General features: G+C 71.0%; 23 protein-coding genes and 1 pseudogene. 11 read left to right on the top strand and 13 right to left on the bottom strand.

Features of this window, described 5'->3' with window-relative positions; genetic code table 11:
• Nucleotides 1–6 precede the first annotated feature (6 nt).
• Together ACZ418_RS20200 and ACZ418_RS20195 are read right to left on the bottom strand one after the other, a co-directional pair.
• Nucleotides 7–582: a hypothetical protein gene (locus ACZ418_RS20200; RefSeq protein ID WP_468364505.1), complete on the bottom strand. Its 576-nt coding sequence runs from the start codon at nt 580–582 to the stop codon at nt 7–9.
• Nucleotides 579–977: a MerR family transcriptional regulator gene (locus ACZ418_RS20195; RefSeq protein WP_468364503.1), complete on the bottom strand. Its 399-nt coding sequence runs from the start codon at nt 975–977 to the stop codon at nt 579–581. The genes ACZ418_RS20200 and ACZ418_RS20195 overlap by 4 nt, the downstream gene beginning before the upstream one ends.
• Nucleotides 978–1,068: 91 nt before the next feature.
• Between ACZ418_RS20195 and ACZ418_RS20190 the strand changes: the two genes are divergently transcribed.
• Nucleotides 1,069–1,503: a hypothetical protein gene (locus ACZ418_RS20190; RefSeq protein WP_468364500.1), complete on the top strand. Its 435-nt coding sequence runs from the start codon at nt 1,069–1,071 to the stop codon at nt 1,501–1,503.
• 44 nt (nt 1,504–1,547) lie between these two features.
• A complete protein-coding gene (locus ACZ418_RS20185) occupies nt 1,548–2,360 on the top strand; it encodes a PhzF family phenazine biosynthesis protein (RefSeq protein ID WP_468364498.1) in 813 nt (270 codons plus the stop codon).
• Nucleotides 2,361–2,369: 9 nt separating this feature from the next.
• On the opposite strand, the gene ACZ418_RS20180 is transcribed toward ACZ418_RS20185, so the two are convergent.
• Both ACZ418_RS20180 and ACZ418_RS20175 read right to left on the bottom strand, forming a co-directional pair.
• Entirely contained in the window at nt 2,370–3,182 is an 813-nt protein-coding gene (locus ACZ418_RS20180; protein WP_468365470.1) for a CPBP family intramembrane glutamic endopeptidase, read from the bottom strand.
• Nucleotides 3,183–3,290: 108 nt separating this feature from the next.
• Nucleotides 3,291–4,808, bottom strand: coding sequence for a glutamate-cysteine ligase family protein (locus tag ACZ418_RS20175; RefSeq protein ID WP_468364496.1), 1,518 nt, complete (start codon nt 4,806–4,808; stop codon nt 3,291–3,293).
• 572 nt (nt 4,809–5,380) lie between these two features.
• On the opposite strand from ACZ418_RS20175, the gene ACZ418_RS20170 reads away from it, so the two are divergent.
• Together ACZ418_RS20170 and ACZ418_RS20165 are read left to right on the top strand one after the other, a co-directional pair.
• On the top strand, nt 5,381–5,980 hold the full coding sequence (locus tag ACZ418_RS20170) for a hypothetical protein (RefSeq protein WP_468364493.1): 600 nt from the start codon (nt 5,381–5,383) through the stop codon (nt 5,978–5,980).
• 277 nt (nt 5,981–6,257) lie between these two features.
• Nucleotides 6,258–6,464: a DUF5999 family protein gene (locus ACZ418_RS20165; RefSeq protein WP_067045924.1), complete on the top strand. Its 207-nt coding sequence runs from the start codon at nt 6,258–6,260 to the stop codon at nt 6,462–6,464.
• Nucleotides 6,465–6,563: 99 nt separating this feature from the next.
• Here ACZ418_RS20165 and ACZ418_RS20160 read toward each other — a convergent pair whose 3' ends face one another.
• The 5 genes and pseudogenes from ACZ418_RS20160 to ACZ418_RS20140 all read right to left on the bottom strand — a co-directional run bounded on the left by ACZ418_RS20160 (nt 6,564) and on the right by ACZ418_RS20140 (nt 12,330).
• Nucleotides 6,564–7,610, bottom strand: a complete 1,047-nt coding sequence (locus ACZ418_RS20160) for an endo-1,4-beta-xylanase (RefSeq protein WP_468364490.1) — start codon at nt 7,608–7,610, stop codon at nt 6,564–6,566.
• A gap of 29 nt (nt 7,611–7,639) precedes the next feature.
• The gene (locus ACZ418_RS20155; protein WP_468364487.1) at nt 7,640–8,470 is read right to left on the bottom strand and encodes a carbohydrate ABC transporter permease; all 831 of its coding nucleotides are present in this window, start codon (nt 8,468–8,470) and stop codon (nt 7,640–7,642) included.
• The gene (locus ACZ418_RS20150) at nt 8,467–9,483 is read right to left on the bottom strand and encodes a carbohydrate ABC transporter permease (protein ID WP_468364485.1); all 1,017 of its coding nucleotides are present in this window, start codon (nt 9,481–9,483) and stop codon (nt 8,467–8,469) included. Before ACZ418_RS20150 ends, ACZ418_RS20155 begins: the two co-directional genes overlap by 4 nt.
• An 8-nt stretch (nt 9,484–9,491) precedes the next feature.
• Entirely contained in the window at nt 9,492–10,787 is a 1,296-nt protein-coding gene (locus ACZ418_RS20145) for an extracellular solute-binding protein (RefSeq protein ID WP_468364483.1), read from the bottom strand.
• Nucleotides 10,788–10,900: 113 nt separating this feature from the next.
• Nucleotides 10,901–12,330: pseudogene (locus ACZ418_RS20140) on the bottom strand (glycoside hydrolase family 43 protein).
• A gap of 207 nt (nt 12,331–12,537) precedes the next feature.
• On the opposite strand from ACZ418_RS20140, the gene ACZ418_RS20135 reads away from it, so the two are divergent.
• Together ACZ418_RS20135 and ACZ418_RS20130 are read left to right on the top strand one after the other, a co-directional pair.
• Complete coding sequence (locus tag ACZ418_RS20135) at nt 12,538–13,068, top strand: universal stress protein (protein WP_468364480.1); 531 nt, start codon at nt 12,538–12,540, stop codon at nt 13,066–13,068.
• Between the two features lie 452 nt (nt 13,069–13,520).
• The gene (locus tag ACZ418_RS20130; protein ID WP_468364477.1) at nt 13,521–15,476 is read left to right on the top strand and encodes an APC family permease; all 1,956 of its coding nucleotides are present in this window, start codon (nt 13,521–13,523) and stop codon (nt 15,474–15,476) included.
• Nucleotides 15,477–15,515: 39 nt separating this feature from the next.
• On the opposite strand, the gene ACZ418_RS20125 is transcribed toward ACZ418_RS20130, so the two are convergent.
• Nucleotides 15,516–16,097 carry a DUF1707 SHOCT-like domain-containing protein gene (locus ACZ418_RS20125; protein ID WP_468364475.1) on the bottom strand — a complete coding sequence of 194 codons (582 nt, stop codon included), beginning with the start codon at nt 16,095–16,097 and terminating at the stop codon, nt 15,516–15,518.
• Between the two features lie 124 nt (nt 16,098–16,221).
• Between ACZ418_RS20125 and ACZ418_RS20120 the strand changes: the two genes are divergently transcribed.
• Nucleotides 16,222–16,617, top strand: a complete 396-nt coding sequence (locus tag ACZ418_RS20120) for a TOBE domain-containing protein (RefSeq protein WP_468364473.1) — start codon at nt 16,222–16,224, stop codon at nt 16,615–16,617.
• Nucleotides 16,618–16,632: 15 nt separating this feature from the next.
• On the opposite strand, the gene ACZ418_RS20115 is transcribed toward ACZ418_RS20120, so the two are convergent.
• The 3 genes from ACZ418_RS20115 to ACZ418_RS20105 all read right to left on the bottom strand — a co-directional run bounded on the left by ACZ418_RS20115 (nt 16,633) and on the right by ACZ418_RS20105 (nt 17,619).
• Entirely contained in the window at nt 16,633–16,848 is a 216-nt protein-coding gene (locus ACZ418_RS20115) for a hypothetical protein (RefSeq protein WP_468364470.1), read from the bottom strand.
• Entirely contained in the window at nt 16,820–16,969 is a 150-nt protein-coding gene (locus ACZ418_RS20110) for a hypothetical protein (RefSeq protein WP_468364468.1), read from the bottom strand. The genes ACZ418_RS20115 and ACZ418_RS20110 overlap by 29 nt, the downstream gene beginning before the upstream one ends.
• 161 nt (nt 16,970–17,130) lie before the next feature.
• Nucleotides 17,131–17,619 (bottom strand): molybdopterin-dependent oxidoreductase, encoded by a 489-nt coding sequence (locus ACZ418_RS20105; protein ID WP_468364465.1) that lies wholly within the window; start codon nt 17,617–17,619, stop codon nt 17,131–17,133.
• 206 nt (nt 17,620–17,825) lie between these two features.
• Here ACZ418_RS20105 and modA point away from each other — a divergent pair, with 206 nt between their 5' ends.
• From modA to ACZ418_RS20085, 4 genes are read left to right on the top strand one after another with little or no spacing between them, the layout of a single operon-like run.
• Nucleotides 17,826–18,644, top strand: coding sequence for a molybdate ABC transporter substrate-binding protein (modA, locus tag ACZ418_RS20100; protein ID WP_468364462.1), 819 nt, complete (start codon nt 17,826–17,828; stop codon nt 18,642–18,644).
• On the top strand, nt 18,641–19,501 hold the full coding sequence (gene modB, locus ACZ418_RS20095) for a molybdate ABC transporter permease subunit (RefSeq protein WP_468364460.1): 861 nt from the start codon (nt 18,641–18,643) through the stop codon (nt 19,499–19,501). Before modA ends, modB begins: the two co-directional genes overlap by 4 nt.
• 41 nt (nt 19,502–19,542) lie before the next feature.
• Nucleotides 19,543–20,628, top strand: a complete 1,086-nt coding sequence (locus tag ACZ418_RS20090) for an ABC transporter ATP-binding protein (protein ID WP_468364457.1) — start codon at nt 19,543–19,545, stop codon at nt 20,626–20,628.
• Between the two features lie 28 nt (nt 20,629–20,656).
• Nucleotides 20,657–21,076: a TOBE domain-containing protein gene (locus ACZ418_RS20085; protein WP_468364454.1), complete on the top strand. Its 420-nt coding sequence runs from the start codon at nt 20,657–20,659 to the stop codon at nt 21,074–21,076.
• The last annotated feature ends 8 nt before the right edge of the window (nt 21,077–21,084 follow it).

Below are 21,084 nucleotides of genomic sequence, written 5' to 3'. Positions count from 1 at the left end.
CCGCAGTCACCCGAAGTCGCCGAGGTCGCCCAAGCGCCGGACGTCGGGGGCGAGGCGGGCCAGAACGGTGGCCAGGTGGGCGGGGTCGACACGGCAGAAGGTCGTGGCGCGTCTGATCCGGACGGTGTTCCGGAACGTCTCGACGAACTCGGGGTCGACCTGAGTGGCGAGGTAGGTGTCGAGCGCTGTCACCTCGGCAGCGGTCGAGGGCCGAGCGGCGGCCGGGCCGGGGTTCCGGCGATGGACTTCCAGGTGGCTTCCGCGCCCGAAGGGCGGCTGCTCGGCCGACCATTCCACCGCCGCGACCTCGGACCACGGCACGAACTCGGACCGGCGGAAGCGAAGGAAGCGATAGAGCGTGATGCCCTGTTTGTCCACACGCACGGTCCTGCGGCGGCTGGAGGACATCGCCGCGATCCAGACGGCGACCGGGCTGACGAACAACTCGATGTGATCGTCGCCGGGCGGCTCCATGTGCGGAAGGAAGCACACCCCGATGAACAGGACGATGCCCGCGACGGTGACGATGCCGTCACGGGTCCAGCCATAGCGGATCACGCAGGCACCATCGAGCTGTTTCACGCCGACCAGGATGAGGTGTCCCGCGCACCCCGGTCGCTCCGGCCCTCCCCCCGCAGCGGGCAGCCGGTGCCGACCCGTGAGGTGAGGTCCGCGCGGAGTGCGGTCAGTTCGGCCATGCGCTCGTCGATGACCCGGATCTTGTCCTCGAGGAGGGCGGACAGGGCCTCCGCGCTGTCCGGGGCGTCCCGCAGCTCCTCGCCGTGCCGGGCGATCTCGGCCAGGGTGAAACCGAGCGCCTGAGCGGTGCGGACGTAGCGCAGCCAGATCACGGTCTGCGGCGGGAAGTCCCGGTAGCCGTTGGGCAGCCGGTCGCCGTCGAGCAGGCCGATCCGCTCGTAGAAGCGCAGGGTGTCCTTCGACAGCCCGGTGCGCGCGGCCAGTTCTCCGATGCGCATGACTCCCCCCGCCGGCTCGACTTGACCTTGGAGCGTACTCCGCTGTTTAGCGTGGGCGGCGCCCGAGCGAGCCTTCCCCGAGGAGTCCCCGATGACCCCTGCCTCCCCCGCCTATCTGCGCCTTGTCCGTGCCAGCGGCTGGTACGACCTGATCGTCACGGCCGGTTTCGCCACACCGTGGACCTACGCCCTGCTGCACCGCCTCCTGTCGGCCGGAGGCGACGCGGCCGGCCTCGGCACCATGCCCACGCTCACCCCCCTGCAGACCCTGTACGCCAACCTGATGGGCTCGGTCGTCGTGGTCTGGTCCGTCCTGCGCGTCGTACGGCCCCTCCCCCTGCACGGCCTGCTCGACGGCATCGCCCGCGCCCTCTTCTCCCTGTGGCAGGCGTATGCGCTGGCGCACGGCGGGCCCGGGGTGCTGTGGCCCTTCCTCGTGCTGGAGGTCTCGTTCGGACTCGCCCAACTCGCCCCCTGGACAAGGCCGCGGGCCGCGACCGTGCGCAACGCATGCCGGCGTTCGTGAATTGGCCTTGGGCGTGCTGCCGTCGCGCCACTAGCGTCGACGCCATGCGCATTCGAATCGTGGACGCCTTCACCGACCGCCCCTTCGCCGGCAATCCGGCCGGAGTCCTGCTCCTGGACGACGTCTTCCCGGACGACGACTGGCTCCACAACGTCGCCATGGAGGTCAACCACGCCGAGACGGCGTTCGCCCACCGGCTGCCCCAGGGCGGCGAGGCGGACTGGGCGCTGCGCTGGTTCACGCCCGTCGCCGAGGTCGCCATGTGCGGGCACGCCACGCTCGCCACCGCCCACGTCCTGCACACCACCGGCGCCCACGAGGGACCGGTGCGGTTCGCCACCCGCAGCGGCGTGCTCATCGCCACGCCCGCCGAGGACGGCTCCATCACCCTCGACTTCCCGACGGCCCCGCTCACCCCGGCCGAGATCCCGGCCGGGGTCGCCGAGGCCCTCGGCGCCCAGCCGCTCGCCGCCTTCGACACCGGACCGAACGTCGGCGACCTGCTGCTGGAGCTGGCCGACGAGAAGACGGTCCTCGGCCTGGCGCCGGACCACAAGTCCCTCGGCGCCTACTCCGCGCGCGGCATCATCGCCACCGCCCGGGCCGACGACCCGTCCCGCGGCTACGACTTCGTCTCGCGCTGCTTCTTCCCGAACGTCGGCATCGACGAGGACCCGGTCACCGGCAGCGCCCACACCGCGCTCGCCCCGCACTGGTCCGCGCGCCTGGGCCGCGACGACCTCACCGGGCTGCAGGCCTCACCCCGCACCGGCCTGGTGCGCACCGGCCTGCGCGGCGAACGCACCCTGCTCAGCGGCCGCGCGGTCACGGTGATCGAGGGCGAACTGCACGCATGACCCCGGCCCTCAGGCCGTCGGCAGCCAGCCCACCTTGCCCGCGAGCAGGGCGTAGCCGACGAACGCGCCGATGTCGAGCAGGGAGTGGGCGACGACCAGCGGACCGACCCGTCCCCAGCGGCGGTACAGGTACACGAACACCACGCCCATGACCATGTTGCCCATGAAGCCGCCGACGCCCTGGTAGAGGTGGTACGAGCCGCGCAGGACCGCGCTGGCGACCAGCGCGGTCCCCGGGGTCCAGCCCAACTGGCCCAGCCTGCGCAGCAGATAGCCGACGACGATGACCTCTTCGAGGATCGCGTTCTGCAGGGCGGACAGGATCAGCACCGGGAACTTCCACCACACGTTCGGCAGCGCCTCGGGCACGACCGTGAGGTTGAAACCGAGGCCGCGGGCGGCCAGGTAGAAGGCGATCCCGGTGCTGCCGATCACGGCCGCGACTCCGGCACCCCGGCCCAGGTCGGGCCAGGGCCGGGTGCGGTCGAAGCCGAGGGTGCGCAGGCTGCCGCCCTCGCGGATGAGCAGGTGGGCGACCAGGGCGACGGGGACCAGCGCGCTGGCGATGCCGAACAGCTGCCAGGCCAGGTCGAGCCAGGGGCGGCCGGGCGCGGCCGAGGCGTTGAGGGTGGCCGCCTGGTCCTTCAGACCGCCCGGCTTGGTGACCGCGCCGATGAAGCTGATCAGGGCGGAGACCCCGCTCGCGCCCAGCGACAGCGCCAGGACGAGCAGTGTCTCGTCCCGCAGGATGCGCCGCGGGTCGCGCTGCCGCACACCCGCACCGGCCACCGAGTCAGCCTCCACCTGCACCCCTGCCTCCATCCGGCTCACGGGCCCCCTGGCCCACCTCTGCCTGGCAAGGATCGCAGAAGGAGACAAGCACCGCGCAGCGGGCCGAGCACCCCGGCAACTGCGCCGTCCACCCGCTGATCAGCCGAGCGGAACCGCCTCCGGCAGCCCCACCGGCCACATGTGCACCGGCTCCCCCACATGCATCAGCTCGGCATAGCGCCGCGTCGTGGCGGCAAGCGCGGCCTCGCGGGTCAGGCCCTGTTCCAGGAGCCGGTGGAACGTGGCCGCCTGCCAGGACGCCCCGTTCACCCGGCGTCGGCAGCGTTCCTCGATGACGCCCAGGTAGAGGTCCCGGTCGGCCGCCTCCACGCCCCATGCGTCCAGCCCGGCCGAGGCCAGCGGCAGCAGCTCGTCGCGGACCAGGGTGACCGCGTCGACCTCGCCGGTGCCGCCGTAGCGTCCCCGCCGGGGCCACACGAACCGCGCGTCGATGCCGTACCGGCACGCGGCGTCGAAGTTGGCCTCCGCCGCCGCGAAGGACAGCCGGGTCCACACCGGGCGGGACTCCTCGGCTAGGGCGCGGACCAGGCCGTAGTAGAAGGCCGCGTTGGCGATCACGTCGGTGATGGTCGGCCCGGCCGGCAGCACCCGGTTCTCCACCCTGAGGTGCGGGACGCCGTCGGCGATGCCGTACACCGGCCGGTTCCAGCGGTAGATCGTGCCGTTGTGCAGCACCAGTTCGGCCAGCCGGGGCGTGCCGCCCGCCTCGACGACCTCCAGTGGCTCCTCGTCGTCGCAGATGGGCAGCAGCGCCGGGAAGTAGCGCAGATTCTCCTCGAACAGGTCGTAGGCGGAGCTGATCCACCGCTCGCCGAACCAGGTGCGCGGCCGTACGCCCTGGGCCTGGAGCTCCGGCGGGCGGGTGTCGGTGGACTGCAGGAACAGCGGGGGCCGGGACTCGCGCCACAGTTCGTGACCGAACAGGAACGGAGAGTTGGCGCCGACGGCGATCTGCGCGGCGCACGCCACCTGCGCCGCGTTCCACACGTCCGCGAACCGGGCCGGGGTGACCTGGAGGTGCAGCTGTACGGAGGTGCACGCGGCCTCGGGGACGATCGACTTCGAGGTGCAGACGAGGTGCTCCACGCCCTCGATGTCGAGCCGGAAGTCCTCGCCGCGCGCGGCCACGATCTGGTCGTTGAGCAGGGTGTAGCGGTCCACCTCGGAGAGGTTGGAGGAGACCAGGTCGTCGCGGTCGAGCGTGGGCAGGATGCCGATCATGACGATGCCGGCGGCCAGCTCGCCCGCCTTGCGGTCGGCGTAGGCGAGCGAGGTGCGCAGTTCCTCGGCGAGCCGGTCGAATACGCGTCCGCCCAAGCGGTGTGGGGCTATGTTGACTTCCAGATTGAACATGGCGAGTTCTGTTTGGAAATCACGGCTCGCGATGCGTTCCAGTACCTGCCCGTTCAACATTTTCGGCATACCATCCGGCCCGGCGAGATTCAATTCGATCTCGACTCCCATGAGGTTCTTGGGACGATCGAATCGCTTCTCCCGCAGCAGTCGCTCCAGTCCCGTGAGGCACTTCTGAAGCTTTTCGCGGTAGCGCTGGCGATCGGACAGGTCGAACTGCCCCGCCACGACCTTCTCCCCCATCGAAGTGTCCCTCCTCGGATGGGCGGGCCGACGGTCCGGCCGCCGGGCTCCCGGGTGCACGGGGGATGATGCCCCGTGGAAAGCGATCGATAACGCCCCGCGCGGGCCGGCCACCCGCTACTCTGTCGGAATGTTCCCCGCGGCACATTCACGGGGCATGCGTCAGCCTGCACCTCGGGTTCCCCCAGCACCTCGTGAAAAACGCCGACGACATTCGGCCGACCGTTACCGGTGCGTATTCCGAGGTCAGCGGCGGCGGGACGGTCCGGAAATCGGGAGGAATCCCGCAAATCGTCGGCGTATTACCGCCTTGCATGACTTCCCGAAATGAGATAGACGAAACAACGGCCGAACATGCGTCATATAAACTTCGCCCACAAGGCAGAAGGTTGACGCCTCGGTCCTGGTTCCTGCCGTGTCCAGGCCGTCCCGGAGACGGGCGGCAGGCCGAGCCGCACCCATGTGCACCGACTTGGGCCTCCACCCTTCCGGCCTTCCCGTGAGCAGACAGCGCCGTCCGCCCCCATCCCTCCTCGCGCCGCCGCGCCTGTCGAACGAGAGAGGCGACCCACATGCCGCTGCACGTGCCCCCTGCCCCCGCGCCTGCCCTGCGTTCCGTCCTCACCGCCCTCGGTTCCCCCACCGCGGTGCGTGAGGCCCGCACCCCCTCCCTGCGCGCCGCGCAGGGGCCGACGACCCCCGAACTCCCGCTGCCCGTGCACGTACTGGACCGCATCACCGCACCGGGCCTGTCCACGACCCGGCTGGCCGGCTGGCGCTTCCTGATCCGCTGCGGCGACCGGGCGGTGGCCGCGGCGGAGACCATGCTGACCCCCGACGGCTGGGCCTTCTCGCACTTCTTCGAGGGCCCGTACGTCCCCTCCACCGAACGCGCCCTGCAGCAGGCGGAGGCGCTGCAACATCCTTACCAGGCCCGACTGCTGTCCATCCCCGGGCTGTACATGCTCACCCTGTGGCTGCACGGCGACCTCACGGCCGACGGAGCCGAGGGACACCCGGCCGGTACCGATCTGCTCGTCCCGCTGGCGCCGACGCCGCCCGGCATACCGGCGCACCGCCCGTTCCGGGTCACCGAGCTGCTTCCGGTGCTGACCCATCGCGCGACTCCGCTGCCACTGCTCGGCCCGCCCGTGCTCGGCTCGCCCGCCTGACCGGACACCCGCGTACCCCGCTTGCCCGCAAGGGAAGCGGGGTACGTTCATATCAGGGGTCTGGCCTGCAGGGACTAGCCCGATCCGACCACTGCGAACCACCCGAAGTGACAGGGCACTTGGACTGAACCGTCCGGGCGGGTGACGCGTCATGAACCTGTGAGAAGCGGTGCTGCGAAATCCCTGCGGAATGGCGCCGAGAAGGCAACACTGGGTTCCGACCGACTTATCACCACGGGGGACGGCCATGACCACGACAGAGCGAGAGATCCCACCCATGTGCCAGCACCAGCCGCCGTGTCCACCAGCCGAGTCCGCCGACCGGGAGTCCGCCCGTCTCGTGGCGCACCACCCGGAGCAGGGATGGAGTCTGCTGTGCAACGGCGTCCTGCTCTTCGAGGACACCGGTGAGCTGCTGCCCGACGGCCGGATCATCGCCCCGCACCGCCCGCTCGGTGCGGAGCATGTGATGACCGCTGCCTGAGCGGAGCGCGGGCGAACGACCCGAGGGGCCGGCCGCACCCATCCGGTGCGCACCGGCCCTGACGTGCCTCCGGGGTCGGCTACGGTCGGTAGCCGGGCGCTATCGGAGAGCGTCCCGCAGCGCCTGGTACGCCGGCTTGGGGTGCAACTGCTCGTCCCAGGGCAGGGCGGCGCCCTCGCCCGGGAAGAAGGCCGGGATCCAGGAGTATTTGTCCGTGTAGTCCCAGATGGTCACGCCCACGCAACGGCGGACGGCCAGACAGGCCCTGGTCAGTCTCTCGTACCAGCTCGCCTGCTCGGCCAGCTTCTCCTCGGTCGCCGGCAGCTGCATCCGTATGTCGACCTCGGTGAGCGCGGTGTCCAGGCCCAGAGCGGAGAAGCGGCGCAGGTTGTCCTCCAGGCTGCTGGGATAGCCGTACTGCAGGGCCAGATGGGTCTGGAGGCCGATGCCGTCGAGCGGCACTCCCTCGGCCCTGAGGTCCTTGGCCAGCGCGTAGTAGGCGTCGCTCTTCGGGCCGACCGCCTCGATGTTGTAGTCGTTCAGGTAGAGCCTGGCGTGCGGGTCGGCCTCGTGGGCCCAGCGCAGTGCGTCGGCGATGTAACCGGGGCCAAGGGTCTTGTACCAGAGGGTCTCGCGATAGGTCCCGTCCTCGTTGAAGGCCTCGTTGACGACGTCCCAGGAGTACACCTTGCCCCGGTAGTGCCGTACCTCGGTGGTGATGTGCTTCTTCAGCACGGCGCGGAGCTCGCTCGCGTTCCACTGCCTGGAGGTGAGCCAGTCGGGCAGCTGGCTGTGCCAGACCAGGGTGTGGGCGCGGACCTTCTGGTGGTTCTTCCGGGCCAGGTTCACGATCTGGTCGCCGTTGGTCCAGTCGAAGACGCCCTGCTGGGGCTCGGTGGCGTACCACTTCATGCCGTTGCCGGGCGTGATCATGTCGAACTCGGTGCCGAGGATCTTCGTGTAGGCGCCGTCGGTGAGTTCGGGGTTGTCGGTGGCGCTGCCGAAGTAGCGGCCGTGGCGCTCGGCGAGGTCGGCGAGGCTGGGCTGCCGCTCGTGGGCCTGGGCGGCGGGAGCGGCGAGTCCGGTGGCGATGAGGGCGGCCGCGAGGGCGCCGGCGAGTCTGAGACGCGTGCTCGTGCTGGGCATGGTGCGACTCCTGTCTCTCGGAGGGGTGTTCAGCCTTTTGTGGCGCCCGCAGTGAGGCCGCCGACGAGCTGGCGTTCGGCGACGGAGTAGAAGGCCAGGGCGGGGACCATGGCGAGGACGAGGTAGGCGAAGACGCGTGCGGTGTCGGCGGAGTACTGGCCCTGGAACTGCTGCACGCCGATCGGGATGGTCCACCAGGTGTTGTCGGTGAACACCAGCAGCGGCAGGAAGAAGTTGTTCCAGCTGGTGACGACGGCGAGCACGCAGACCGTCCCGAGCGCGGGCCGGGCCATCGGCAGCAGCACCCGCCAGAAGAAGCCGAGCGGTCCGCAGCCGTCGAGCGTGGCCGCCTCCTCCAGTTCGCCCGGGATCTGCCGGAAGAAGCCGCGCAGGATGATGATCGTCATCGGCAGCCCGAACGCGGCCTGCGGCAGGATCACACCCAGCGGGTTGTCCAGCAGTCCCATCGAGCGCAGCAGCAGGAACAGGGGCAGCGCCGCCACCGCGAACGGGAACATCAGCCCCATCGTGAACAGCGTGAACAGCACTTCCCGGCCCCGGAAGGCGAACCGCGCGAAGGAGAACGCGGCGAGCGCCGAGACCGCGACGACGATGACCGTCGTACCGACCGCGATCAGCGTGCTGTTGCCGACCAGCCGCCAGAAGGAGCCCGAGCCGAGGATGTCGCCGTAGTTGGAGAAGACCCACGGACTGGGCAGCCCGACCGGGTTGCGGGAGAGCTGGTCGGTGGACTTGAAGCCGGAGAGCAGCGCGTACAGCAGCGGTACGGCCATGACGGCGCCGACCGCCACCAGGACGACGTGCAAGGGGAGCGTACGACCCCTGCGGCGGGCACTCATGTTCCGGCTCCCCTCATGTTCGTGGTGGCCCCTTCGAGGTCGCGGCGCAGGACGAACCGCTGGTAGGCGAGGGCGAAGACGAGGCTGACGGCGAACATGACCACGCTGATCGCGCTGGCGTAGCCGACCTGGTAGCGCTTGAAGCCGTACTGGAACATGGTCACGGCCATCGTCTCGGAGTGGTGGTCGGGCCCGCCCGCGGTGACCACCCACACCAGGTCGAACAGCTGGATCGACCCGATCACGGACAGGAAGACGCTGATCCGCAGCGTGGGCGCGAGCAGCGGCAGCGTGACGTGCCGGAAACGCTGCCAGGGGCTCGCGCCGTCGACGATCGCCGCCTCGGTCAACTCGGCCGGTATGGACTGCAGTCCGGCCAGGTAGAGCATCATGTGGAAGCCGAAGTACTTCCACGTCATGACGAGGAACAGCGTGGCCAGCACGGTGGAGGTGCCGGCGAACCACTGGCCGCCGAGCCCGCCGAGCCCGATCGCGCCGAGGACGTGGTCGGCGAGACCCTGGTCCGGAGCGAAGAGCATGCTGAACAACACGCCGGTGATGGCCTCGGAGAGCACGTACGGCGCGAAGAACAGCATCCGGTACACCGCCCGGCCGCGCACCTTCTGGTTGAGCAGTACGGCCATGGCGAGCGCGAACGGCAGCTGCAGCGCGAGCGACAGCACGACCAGCAGCAGCATGCGCCACAGGTCGCCGAGGAAGACCGGATCCTGCAGCAGACGGCTGAAGTTGTCGGTACCGGTGTAGTCCGAGGGCATCCCGAAGCCGCCCCAGCGGAAGAAGGACGCGTACAGCGCGAACAGGATCGGCAGCAGGACCAGCACGCCGAAGAGGACCAGGGCGGGCAGTTGGAGGGCGACGGCGGTGAGCCAGTGCAGCGCGCGCCGGCGGAGGCGCTGCCGGCCGGCGCCGGCCACAGGGGCCGGCAGGACGGCTTCGGGTCCGCTCCGCCTGCCCCGTTCACCCTGTTGATCCGGGAGGAAGGTGGAGGTCATCGGGCGGCCTACTGCTCTTCCTTCGCCGTCTTGGTGAGCGCGTCCGTGACCTGCTGCGGGGACTTGGACCCGGCGATCAGTCCGGCCACGCTGTCGTTGACCTGCTGTCCGAGGGCGGGGGCGTAGGCCTGGTCGAGGTAGAGCTGGAAGCCGGTGGCGCCCTTCAACTGGGCCTGTACGGCCTTGATGTTGGGGTCGGTGAGGGCACTCTCGGCCGCCGGTACGACGGGCAGGACACCGGTCTTCTTCACCAGCTCCTTGTCGGTGGTCTCGGAGGCGAAGAACTTCAGGAAGTCCACGGCCGCCTGCGGGGCGCCCTTGCGCAGGGCGTGGCCGCCGCCTCCGCCGAACACCTCGGTGATCTTGCCGGCGCCACCCTCGACCTCGGGGAACGGGAAGAAGCCGAGGTCCGCGCCGAGCCCCTTGCCCGCGTCCGCCTCCACGACCGGCGCCCACTGGCCCATGAGTTCCATGGCCGCCTTGCCGTTGCCGACGGTCGCGGCCTGCCCGGTCGGGGAGGAGTAGGCGGCCCCGAGGAAGCCCCTCTGGAAGGGCTGGAGGCCGACCAGGTCCTTCAGGTGCTGCCCGGCCTGGACGAAGCCGGCGTCGCCGAAGTCCTTCTTCTCGTTCGCCTTCTGCAGGGCGTCGACACCGGCGGTCCGCATCGCGAGGTAGGCCCAGTAGTACATGCCGGTCCAGCTCTCCTTGCCGGCCAGCGCGAGCGGGGTGATCCCGGCGGACCTGAGCTTCTTCACGGCGTCCAGGAAGGCGCTCCAGGTGGTCGGGGGCGCGCTGATCCCGGCCTTCTTGAAGAGCGCCTTGTTGTACCAGAAGCCGATCATGCCGATGTCGAACGGGATGCCGTACAGCTTGTCGTCGAGGAGGTACGGCTGCTTGGCCACCGACAGCAGTCCGTCGGCCCAGGGCTTGGTGCGGTCGGTGAGGTCCTCCACCATCCCCGCGTCCACCTGCTGCTTGAGCACGCCGCCGCCCCAGGTGTGGAAGATGTCCGGCAGCTTCCCGGAGGCGGTCAGCGCGGTCATCTTGGATTTGTAGGCGTCGTTCTCCAACTGGACGATCTTGACCTTGACCTTGGGGTTCTGCGCCTCGAACTTCTTGGCGAGACCAGCCCATACGGTCTTGGTGGGTTCGGTGGTCGAGATGTTCCACCACTCGATCGTGGTCGTCCCCGAGGACGACCCTCCGTCCGAGTCGCCGCCGCAGCCGCTGAGTGCGGTCACACCGAGACCGGCGGCGACGGAGGCCGCCAGGAAGCCGCGGCGGGACAGTGCAGGGTCGCCCATCTTGCGCTCCTTCGAAAAGTTTCGGAGTTGCTTCGCAGAGGTGGTGTTCCGAAACATTCGAAGAAAATCTCGAACGTTCCGGACCGCGACTCTAGAAACGCGCGTGGGGAGCGTCAAGGTGTCGCGCAGGAGGTTGCGGGCGCGTAGTCGAACCAGTCGAAGGCCGCGAGGCCCTCGGTGACGTACATGCCGATGACACGGCCGGTGCATCCGGTGGCCACCTGGGTGGACAGATAACGGCCGTCCAGTTCGGCCAGTCGGACGGATCCCTCGTAAGTTTCGACGGAGAAGGCGACGGTGTCGGGGCCGTTCCCGGGTCCGGGGTCGCGGTTCGCGCGGATGTCGACGGCCAGGGTGAACGGGACGGCGGGCAGCGGGAGTTCGGCGACACGCTGCCGCAGAGGGCCGATCCGGGCGATCACGGCCACGGTTCCCGCTCGCGGGCCGTGCCCCGCGCCCGCTTCCAGGTCGTAGTGATGGTCCTCGTCCAGGCGGACGGACAGCCCGGCCCGGCCCGTCCAGTCCTCCAGCCGCGCGGCGGCCCGGCAGTCGTGGTGCTGCTGGCGGCGGCCGACGAAGGTGTGCCCGGGCCGGTCGAGGCTGTCCCCGCCGGCGGTCAGCGTGAGCCGGCCGGGCCGCTCGGTCAGCGACCAGCACCCCTCGGGCCTGCGGCGCGGGGATATCCAGTACGGCGCGAGCACCGGCGAGGTGAAGTCGTCACGCACCGGCGGCAGTTCGAGCGGGGCCCAGGCGGCCGGCGCGGGATGCTGCTCGCGCACCGGGCCCACCCGGGGCCAGCCGTCGGCCCACTCCACCGGGACCAGGAAGGTCTCCCGGCCCAGCACATGGAACTCGGGGAAGTAACCGCGCGGCCGGGTGCCGAGCAGCAGCATCCACCAGGTGCCGTCGGCCGCCCCGACCAGGTCGGCATGGCCGGTGCGCTGGATCGGCAGGCCGGTGCCGCGGTGGGACAGCAGCGGGTTGCCGGGGGCCGGTTCCCAAGGGCCGCGCGGCGAGCGGGCACGGGCGACCGAGACACCGTGCCCCAGCGCGGTCCCGCCCTCGGCGAGCAGCAGGTACCACCAGTCGCCGATCCGGTACAGATGCGGTGCCCCGGGGTCCCTGGGGCCGGTGCCGGATCACATCGGCAGCGGGCCTTCGAGCACCGCGCCGGTGCGCGGGTCGATCCGGGCCACGGTGACCCCGGCCGCGGCGCACCAGCAGGAGCCGTCCTCGTCCCAGGCCAGGTCGGGGTCGATACCGGGCAGGTCGATCCACACCGGGTCCGACCAGGGGCCCTCGGGACGCTCGCAGTGACGAGGAAGGTGCCTCCTGCGCTGACGTTCGTGGTGACGACGTGGAAGAGCCCGTCGTGATGGCGGATCGTCGGCGCCTAGATGCCGCCCGAGGCCGGTGTCGCGTCGGGCAGCGCCAACTGGCCCGGCCGGTCGAGGACGTTGCCGATCTGACGCCAGTGCACCAGGTCCCGGCTGTGGAACAGCGGGACGCAGCCGGGGAGGACGGGGTTGTCGTAGGTCCGCATGGTTCGCCCCCAACAGGCAGTCGAAAGTTTCGACTGCGGCGCCGAATCTTAGTGAGCGCACGTGCCGGCTGCCGTGGAAAAGACACCGTCCGCCCCACTGGTCGAATCGCCGGTACGGGAGTGGGATGGAAGAAAGCAACGGCCTTGCAGGGCGGGCACGTCCGCGCGCGAGACACTCCGGCGTCGCCCGCGAGGAACGGTGGAGCGATGTCCGGTTACGACGCCTCGGCGACGGCTCGGGTGGTGGTCGGTGTGAGCGGCTCCCTGGGCAGCGTCACGGCTCTGCGGCGGGCCACCGCGCTGGCCCGCCGGCTGGGAGCGGAGCTGTGGCCGGTGCTGGCCTGGGAGCCGCCGGGCGGTGACCCCGCCGCGCGCCGCTCCCCCGCCGCCGGTCTGCTGGTGGAGGACTGGCAGCGGCTGGCCAGACAGCGGCTGGTCTCGGTACTGGAGGAGATCTTCGGCGGAGACGCCCCCGGTGTGCCGATGCACGCGGTCGTCGTCCGCGGCGCCCCGGGCCCGGCGCTGGTGGCGACCGCGGACCGGGAGGACGACGTCCTGGTGGTGGGCGCGGGCCGGCGCGGTCTGCAGCGCGCCTTCTCGGGCCGCGTCTCCCGGCACTGTCTGGCGCACGCGGTCTGCCCGGTGCTCGCGGTGCCCCCGTCCCCGCTGGAGTCGGAGCTGCTGTCCGTCCACCGGCGCAACACCTGGCATCTGCGCATGGACCTCCGGCGCCTGTGAGGCCGGCCCCGGCGCGTTGACAGCGCGATGAGGCGCCGCCGAGTCCAGGTCTCGATGCGCCGGGTGCGCTGGGCTTGCGTGAAGAAACGGCCCGCCGGCTGTGGCATCGGCTCGACGGCGCCTGGGTGGCCGAGGCCGTCGGCACCCTCCTGTGCGGCACGACCGCCCTGCGACCCGACCGTCGGTGGATCTCCACGGCTCCCAGGACAATGACGCTCGGTGGCCGCCCCCGATTGCGAACCGCGGGCCGTCGACCGGGCGGCCGTGCCCTCGGCGAACCTCTCCGGCCTCCCCTTCTCGATGCAGCTCTGCCGCTCCCACGCCATTCTTAACGCAAGATTGACGCCCGCCCACCCCGGATCCGTGGGCCCAGACGTCACTCTCTGCATACGCTGGTGCCCGCCGTCCGAGTGATGGCCGGAAAGAGCTGAGCCGCACACAGGAGCCCACTGATGGCCACGACCGAGCACCCCCCTCCCAGTCGCCTGCGCAACTGGATGCTGGAGGGGCTCTCCGACATGGGCAAGCACGGCGGCCAGGCCGGGCCCCACGCCGAGCCGGAACCCCCGCACCAGGGTCAGCGCTGGTACCGGGTGATGTGCCTGACCGGTGTCGACTACTTCTCCACCCTCGGCTACCAGCCGGGCATCGCGGCACTGGCGGCCGGTCTGCTCTCCCCGATCGCCACCCTGGTCCTCGTGGTCGTCACCCTCGCCGGCGCCCTGCCCGTCTATCGCAGAGTGGCCGAGGAGAGCCCGCACGGCGAGGGTTCCATCGCCATGCTGGAGCGGCTGCTGTCCTTCTGGAAGGGCAAGCTGTTCGTCCTGACGCTGCTGGGCTTCGCCGCCACCGACTTCCTGATCACCATCACCCTGTCGGCCGCCGACGCCTCCACCCACCTGATCGAGAACCCGCACCTGACAAGCGCGCTGCACGGCCAGCAGATGCTGATCACGCTGCTGCTGGTGGCCCTGCTGGGCGCGGTGTTCCTCAAGGGCTTCCTGGAGGCGATCGGCGTCGCGGTCGCCCTGGTGGTGGTCTATCTCGCCCTGAACGCCGTGGTCGTGGTGGTCGGGCTGTGGCACGTGCTCACCGCCGGGCATGTGGTCACCGACTGGACCGGCGCGCTGACCACCCAGCACGGCAACGTCTTCGCCATGATCGGCGTGTCCCTGCTGGTCTTCCCCAAGCTCGCCCTCGGCCTGTCCGGCTTCGAGACCGGCGTCGCCGTCATGCCGCACGTCCAGGGCGACCCCGACGACACCGAGGACAACCCCAAGGGCCGGATCCGCGACACCAAGAAGCTGCTGACGGCCGCCGCGCTGATCATGAGCGTGTTCCTGATCGCCACCAGCTTCATCACCACGGTGCTGATCCCGGCGAACGAGTTCAAGTCCGGCGGCAAGGCCAACGGCCGCGCGCTGGCGTACCTGGCGCACGAGTACCTCGGCGGCGCCTTCGGCACGGTCTACGACCTGTCGACCATCGCCATCCTGTGGTTCGCCGGCGCGTCCGCGATGGCCGGCCTGCTCAACCTCATGCCGCGCTATCTGCCCCGCTACGGCATGGCCCCGCACTGGGCCCGCGCCGTGCGCCCGATGGTCCTCGTCTTCACCCTGGTCGCCTTCCTGGTGACCTGGATCTTCGACGCCGACGTCGACGCGCAGGGCGGCGCCTACGCCACCGGTGTGCTGGTCCTGATGTCCTCCGCGGCGATCGCGGTGACCATCGCCGCCCGCAGGGCCGCCCAGCGCGGCTGGACCATCGGCTTCGCGGTCGTCTCGGCCGTCCTGCTCTACGTCACCGTCGCGAATGTCATCGAGCGCCCGGACGGTGTGAAGATCGGTGCCTGCTTCATCGCCGGCATCATCCTGGTCTCGCTGCTGTCCCGGCTGGCCCGTGCCTTCGAACTGCGTGTGACGAGCGTGACCCTCGACCCGATGGCCGAACGATTCATCCGGGACATGGCCAGCCGGAAGATACGGTTCATCGCCAACGAGCCCGGCCATCGCGACAAGGCCGAGTACCGCGACAAGGTCGAGCAGATCCGGGCCGACAACGACATGCCGGAGCAGGAGGACTTCGTCTTCGTCGAGGTCACGGTCACCGACCCCTCCGAGTTCGAGGCGGGTCTGAGCGTCCGCGGCGAGGTCCTGCACAACCGCTACCGCGTGCTGACCCTGGAGTCCGCCTCGATCTCCAACGCCCTGGCGGCCCTCCTCCTGCACGTCCGGGACATGACCGGCTGCACCCCGCACATCTACTTCGAGTGGACCGAGGGCAACCCCTTCGCCAACTTCCTCCGCTTCTTCCTCTTCGGCCAGGGCGAGGTCGCCCCGGTCACCCGTGAGGTCCTGCGCGAGGCGGAACCGAACCGGGAGCGCCGGCCGCGGGTGCACACCGGCTGAGACCCGGCGGACCCCGACGGCGACAGACAGCGGCGGGGTCTACCTGCCGAACCAGCGCCGGGGCGGCCGTACCTCCAGACACCCGAGGCTGAGCCGGCCGTGTATCTCCACGCGGAGCACGGTCGGCGCCCCGGGATCGCCGACGGACCGCACCTTGGTCTTGCCGTAGCCGATCACCAGCGCGTCGGCGTCCACGACGACACCGGGCCGAGTGATGAGCCGCAGGGTGCCGCCGCGCATGTCGAGGTCGATGCGGAGGGTGTCGTGCGTGATCTCCGCGCTGGAGAAGTCGAGGGTCACGTCTCCCCAGGCGGACGCGATCTCCATGCGGCGCGGCACCGCCCAGCCGTCCGTGCGCACGGCCGATGCGCCCTGCTGCTCGATCCGCACGACGTCCTTGGCCGGTGCGGCGCCGGCGGTGTCCGGCAGGTCGGCCGTCAGCGCGGCCAGTTCGCCCAGCGTGCGCGCGGATAGCGCCACCGTCACGCGCTCCTCCAGCTCCTCCGCGGTGATCCGGCCGTCGCCCGCGGCGCCCGTCAGCACGTCCACCACCCGGTCCCGGTCCGCGTGCGAGGCACGCAGCCCCGACGGCATCTCCGTGTGCAGCAGCTCGGCCGCCATACCCTCACCCCGATTCAGCACGTCCCCGCAGGGCCCATCGTCCCGAACTAACGCTATATCGCGTTATACCCAACGGCCAACCCCATGTCCACGGTTCCCCCGGTGTGGCCCTATCGTGACCGGCATGCAGTCCTACACGATCGGCCAGGCGGCGCGGCTGCTCGGCGTGAGCCCGGACACCGCCCGTCGCTGGGCCGACGCGGGCCGGGTGGCGACCCATCGCGACGACTCCGGGCGGCGGCTCATCGACGGCAGGGATCTCGCCGCGTTCTCGGTCGAGCTGGCCAAGGCGGGCGGTGGCGAGGAGGACGCCTCCTACACCTCCGTCCGCAACGCCTTCCCCGGCATCGTCACGGCGATCAAGCTCGGTGACGTCGCCGCCCAGGTGGAGATCCAGGCGGGCCCGCACCGGCTGGTGTCGCTGCTGACCCGGGAGGCCGTCGAGGAACTGGGCCTGGAGGTCGGCATGGAGGCCACCGCGCGCGTGAAGTCCACCAACGTGCACATCGACCGCGTCTGACCCTTCACCCTGCCGTCACCGGCACAGCAGGACGGCGGTGGCGGGCCGGTCGGCCTCCGGCAACGGGCCGAGGACCGTACGGCTGAAGGCGGCACGCACATCGGCCGGCACCCCCGTGAGCAGGGCGTCGGTGAGGCGGGAGGCGTCGGGAGCGGTGGTGCGGGCCGAGGCCAGGGCGTAACGGACCCGCTCCGCCGGGCCCCTAGGGCGCCGCCGCGGGCATGCCGACACCGGGCACGCAGTCGGCGACCGACGGCCACACCTCTTCCACCCAGCCGACCGGCACACCGGACAGCTGCCCCTCCGCGTCCGCGACGAACCTGGTACGACCCTCGCCTCCGGCAGTCCGCACCGGCGTAGCACCGCCTCCACCGTGCCGTCCTCCCGGCGGGCCGGCACGGCCGGCACGGCCGGCACGGCCGGCAGCGCACCGAGTCCCGATGACCGCGGCCGCCCTGACCGAGGACCAACTGGCCGATTTCCCCCCGGAGTTCAAGGGCAACCTGTGCCGGTTCACCGAGGTGCCGCTGCTGCGTGGCCTGGTGCGGCGGGCGCTGGACCGGCGCAGCGGTAGCCGCCGTCCACCCGGATCGCCGTGATCCCGCTGATGTGCCGGGCCCCGCACCGGTCCTGCGGGAGCACCAGCTGGGGCCCGGCCGCGTGCAGCGGGGTGTCGTCGATGCGCACGCCCAGCAGGACGGGCGCGTCCGCGAAGTCCGGGTCGATCTCGGCCCAGGACAGCACGGCGTGGTGGCCGTCCGTCCCGCTGACGGCGATGAGGAAGCGGAGCCGGTCCTTGCGCCGCGCCGGGTCGAAGCCGGGCTCCGCGTCGGCCAGGACGTCGTACAGGCGCGGGCCGGCGAACCGGTGGTGCTGGATGCCGCTGGTCGCGCACTCGAAGCTGACGTCCACCCGGTGCTGCGGCCAGCGGAGCAGGTCCGGCACGGTCAGCCGGGCGGGGCGGGCCAGATCGCCGGTCAGGGCGAGTTCCGCGAGCGTCACCTGCGACCACCTCCCGCAGCACCGTACCCGCCGCGGCGCACCGTGCAAACGCACATGCAAGCTACAAGTCACAAGTTCGCAGCTCATGCGATGAGACAGGAGACTCATAGCTGGCAGATGCGGCAGTATCATCGCCGCACGGCCGGTGCTTCCGACCGTGCCAGGGCGCGACAGTCGTTCCACAGAACCTGAGGAGTAGATCCGTGATGACCCGTTCCGTGCGCCGGACCCGGCGGATGCTGCAGCTGGCCGGTGCGGGAGCCGCCGCCCTGATGGCACTCAGCGCCTGCTCCTCCTCGGACTCGTCCAACGCGAAGTCGGACACGTCGAACTCCGCCTCCCCGAAGCTGTCCGGCAACGTCACCGTGTTCGCCGCCGCCTCCCTGAAGGAGGGCTTCACGACCCTGGGCAAGGAGTTCGAGCAGCAGCACCCGGGCACCAAGGTCAGCTTCAACTTCGGCGGCAGCGACACCCTCGCCGCGAGCATCACCGGCGGTGCCCCGGCGGACGTCTTCGCCGCTGCCAGCCCCAAGACGATGGCGATCGTGACGGACAAGAAGGACGCGGCCGGCACCCCGGCCACCTTCGTGCGCAACCAGCTGGAGATCGCCACCCTGCCGGGCAACCCCGACAAGGTGTCCTCCCTGAAGGACCTCACCAAGTCCGGCCTGAAGGTCGTGCTGTGCGACAAGACCGTGCCGTGCGGCGCCGCCGCCCAGAAGGCCCTGGACGCCGCCAAGCTCAAGCTCACCCCGGTCTCCTACGAGCAGGACGTCAAGTCCGCCCTCAACAAGGTGGAGCTGAAGGAGGCCGACGCGGCGGTCGTCTACAAGACCGATGTGAAGTCCGCGGGTGGCAAGGTGCAGGGCGTGGAGTTCCCCGAGTCCGCCCAGGCGATCAACGCCTACCCGATCGTCCTGCTGAAGAACGCGCCGAACGCCCAGGCGGCCAAGGCGTTCATCGCCCTGGTGCAGTCCGCCGAGGGCCAGAAGGTGCTCGGCGAGGCAGGGTTCCTCAAGCCGTGACCTCGCTCCACAAGCCCGGCGCCGCGACCGGTCCCCGCACGGACCGGCCGCGGCGTCGCCGCGTCGGCACGGGGGGCCGGCGCGGGGTGCCGCTGCCGCTGCTGCTGCCGGGCCTGCTGGCGCTGGCGTTCCTGCTGGTGCCGCTGGTCGCGCTGGTCATCCGGGCGCCCTGGCGCAGTCTGCCGGACCAGCTGTCCAGCACGGAGGTGTGGCAGGCACTCCAGCTGTCGCTGGTCAGCGCCACAGCGGCAACGGCCGTGAGCCTCGTCCTGGGCGTGCCGCTGGCCTGGCTGCTGGCCCGTACAGAGTTCCCCGGTAGAGGCCTTGTACGGGCCCTGGTGACGCTGCCCCTCGTGCTGCCGCCGGTGGTCGGCGGTGTGGCACTGCTGCTGGCCCTCGGCCGCAACGGCGTGATCGGCAGGGCGCTGGACGCCTGGTTCGGGATCACGCTGCCGTTCACCACCAGCGGGGTCGTGATCGCGGAGGCGTTCGTCGCAATGCCGTTCCTGGTCATCAGTGTCGAGGGCACCCTGCGCGCGGCCGACCCGCGCTTCGAGGAGGCGGCGAGCACGCTCGGCGCGTCCCGCCTCACCGCGTTCCGCCGGGTCACCCTGCCGCTGATCGCGCCCGGCATCGCGGCGGGCGCGGTCCTGGCCTGGGCGCGTGCGCTCGGCGAGTTCGGCGCGACGATCACCTTCGCGGGCAACTTCCCCGGCCGCACCCAGACCATGCCCCTCGCGGTCTACCTGGCCCTGCAGAACGACCCCGACGCCGCGATCTCCCTCAGCCTGGTCCTGCTGGCGGTGTCGATCGCGGTGCTGGCGGGGTTGCGAGACCGCTGGATGACAGGAGCGTGACCGTGGCAGCCGACCCGGGGCATGTGCGAACGTACGCACCCATGACCGACATCGACGCCCCCGAAGCCGGCCTCCGGACGACGGGCGACGAGGGACTCGACGCCCGCCTCATCATCGACCGCACCACATTCCGCCTGGACATGACCGTCACCGCCGCCCCCGGAGACGTCCTCGCCCTCCTCGGCCCCAACGGCGCCGGCAAGACCACCGCCCTGCGCGCCCTCGCCGGCCTCACCCCTCTCACCGACGGCCACCTCCGCCTGGACGGCACCCCCCTGGAGCACACTCCCCCGGAGTCCCGCCCGGTCGGCGTCGTCTTCCAGGACTACCTCCTCTTCCCCCACCTCTCCGCCCTGGACAACGTCGCCTTCGGCCCCCGCTGCCAGGGCGCGAGCAAAGCCGAGGCCCGCGCACAGGCCGCGGCCTGGCTGGACCGCATGGGCCTGGCCGATCACGCGAGCGCCAAGCCGCGCCGCCTGTCCGGCGGACAGGCCCAGCGCGTGGCCCTGGCCCGCGCCCTGGCCACCCACCCCCGGCTGCTGCTCCTGGACGAACCGCTCGCCGCGCTGGACGCCCGCACCCGCCTGGAGGTCCGCGCCCAACTCCGCCGCCATCTGGCCGAGTTCGAGGCAGTAGCCGTACTCGTCACACACGACCCGCTGGACGCCATGGTGCTCGCCGACCGGCTGGTCGTCATCGAGGACGGCCGAGTCGTCCAGGAGGGCGGCCCCGCCGACATCGCCCGCCATCCGCGCACCGACTACATCGCCCAGCTCGTCGGCCTCAACCTCTACCGCGGCCGGGCGAACGGGCACACCGTACGACTCGACGCGGGCCCGTCGATCACGACCACCGAGAAGCTGTCCGGCCCGGCGTTCGTGGCGTTCCCGCCGTCCGCCGTCACCCTCTTCCGGGACCGGCCCACCGGCGCCAGCGCCCGTAACCTCTGGCGCTGCGAGGTGGCCGGCCTGGAGACGCACGGCGACCAGATCCGCGCCGACCTCACCGGCGAACTCCCCCTCGCCGCCGACCTCACCACGGTCGCCGCCGCCGAGCTCGATCTGCATCCCGGCGCCGCTGTCTGGGCGACCGTCAAAGCGGCGCAGACACACGCATACCCGGCCTGAACGCATGGGCGCTCTACCGTGAGTGCCCATGACCCTGAGCATCCGCAACCAGCTCCCAGGCACCGTCACCGCCGTCCACCCGGGCGAGGCCATGGCCACCGTCGAACTCCGTCTGGACGGCGGCCAGCACCTCATGGCGGCCATCACCAAGGAGTCCGCCGAGGACCTCTCCCTCGCCCCCGGCTCGCCCGTCCGCGCGCTGGTGAAGTCGACCGAGGTCTCCCTGGCCACCCATCGGGTCGAGGGCCTGTCGATCCGCAACCAGCTTCAGGGCACGATCATCGGCCTCACCACCGGCGCCGTCATGGCCACGGTCAAGATCTCCGTCGACGACGGCGAACTGACCGCGGCGATCACCAAGGACGCGGTGGCCGACCTCGGCCTCTTCGTGGGCTCGGACGTGGTCGCTCTGATCAAGGCGACCGAGGTGTCCCTGGCCACGGCATGACGCGGCGA

Source organism: Streptomyces sp. NPDC030820 (assembly GCF_055572075.1).
This window is presented reverse-complemented; position numbering and strand designations above follow the sequence as displayed.

Bases quoted from the DNA above. Each gene is read 5' to 3' on its own strand.
- ACZ418_RS20155 (WP_468364487.1), bottom strand. From the start codon at position 8,470: ATGAGTGCCCGCCGCAGGGGTCGTACGCTCCCCTTGCACGTCGTCCTG.
- ACZ418_RS20185 (WP_468364498.1), top strand. From the start codon at position 1,548: ATGCGCATTCGAATCGTGGACGCCTTCACCGACCGCCCCTTCGCCGGC.
- ACZ418_RS20085 (WP_468364454.1), top strand. From the start codon at position 20,657: ATGACCCTGAGCATCCGCAACCAGCTCCCAGGCACCGTCACCGCCGTC.
- ACZ418_RS20180 (WP_468365470.1), bottom strand. From the start codon at position 3,182: ATGGAGGCAGGGGTGCAGGTGGAGGCTGACTCGGTGGCCGGTGCGGGT.
- ACZ418_RS20170 (WP_468364493.1), top strand. From the start codon at position 5,381: ATGCCGCTGCACGTGCCCCCTGCCCCCGCGCCTGCCCTGCGTTCCGTC.
- ACZ418_RS20150 (WP_468364485.1), bottom strand. From the start codon at position 9,483: ATGACCTCCACCTTCCTCCCGGATCAACAGGGTGAACGGGGCAGGCGG.
- ACZ418_RS20165 (WP_067045924.1), top strand. From the start codon at position 6,258: ATGTGCCAGCACCAGCCGCCGTGTCCACCAGCCGAGTCCGCCGACCGG.
- ACZ418_RS20160 (WP_468364490.1), bottom strand. From the start codon at position 7,610: ATGCCCAGCACGAGCACGCGTCTCAGACTCGCCGGCGCCCTCGCGGCC.
- ACZ418_RS20125 (WP_468364475.1), bottom strand. From the start codon at position 16,097: ATGGCGGCCGAGCTGCTGCACACGGAGATGCCGTCGGGGCTGCGTGCC.
- ACZ418_RS20195 (WP_468364503.1), bottom strand. From the start codon at position 977: ATGCGCATCGGAGAACTGGCCGCGCGCACCGGGCTGTCGAAGGACACC.
- ACZ418_RS20145 (WP_468364483.1), bottom strand. From the start codon at position 10,787: ATGGGCGACCCTGCACTGTCCCGCCGCGGCTTCCTGGCGGCCTCCGTC.
- ACZ418_RS20175 (WP_468364496.1), bottom strand. From the start codon at position 4,808: ATGGGGGAGAAGGTCGTGGCGGGGCAGTTCGACCTGTCCGATCGCCAG.
- modA (WP_468364462.1), top strand. From the start codon at position 17,826: ATGACCCGTTCCGTGCGCCGGACCCGGCGGATGCTGCAGCTGGCCGGT.
- ACZ418_RS20135 (WP_468364480.1), top strand. From the start codon at position 12,538: ATGTCCGGTTACGACGCCTCGGCGACGGCTCGGGTGGTGGTCGGTGTG.
- ACZ418_RS20190 (WP_468364500.1), top strand. From the start codon at position 1,069: ATGACCCCTGCCTCCCCCGCCTATCTGCGCCTTGTCCGTGCCAGCGGC.
- ACZ418_RS20090 (WP_468364457.1), top strand. From the start codon at position 19,543: ATGACCGACATCGACGCCCCCGAAGCCGGCCTCCGGACGACGGGCGAC.
- ACZ418_RS20130 (WP_468364477.1), top strand. From the start codon at position 13,521: ATGGCCACGACCGAGCACCCCCCTCCCAGTCGCCTGCGCAACTGGATG.
- ACZ418_RS20120 (WP_468364473.1), top strand. From the start codon at position 16,222: ATGCAGTCCTACACGATCGGCCAGGCGGCGCGGCTGCTCGGCGTGAGC.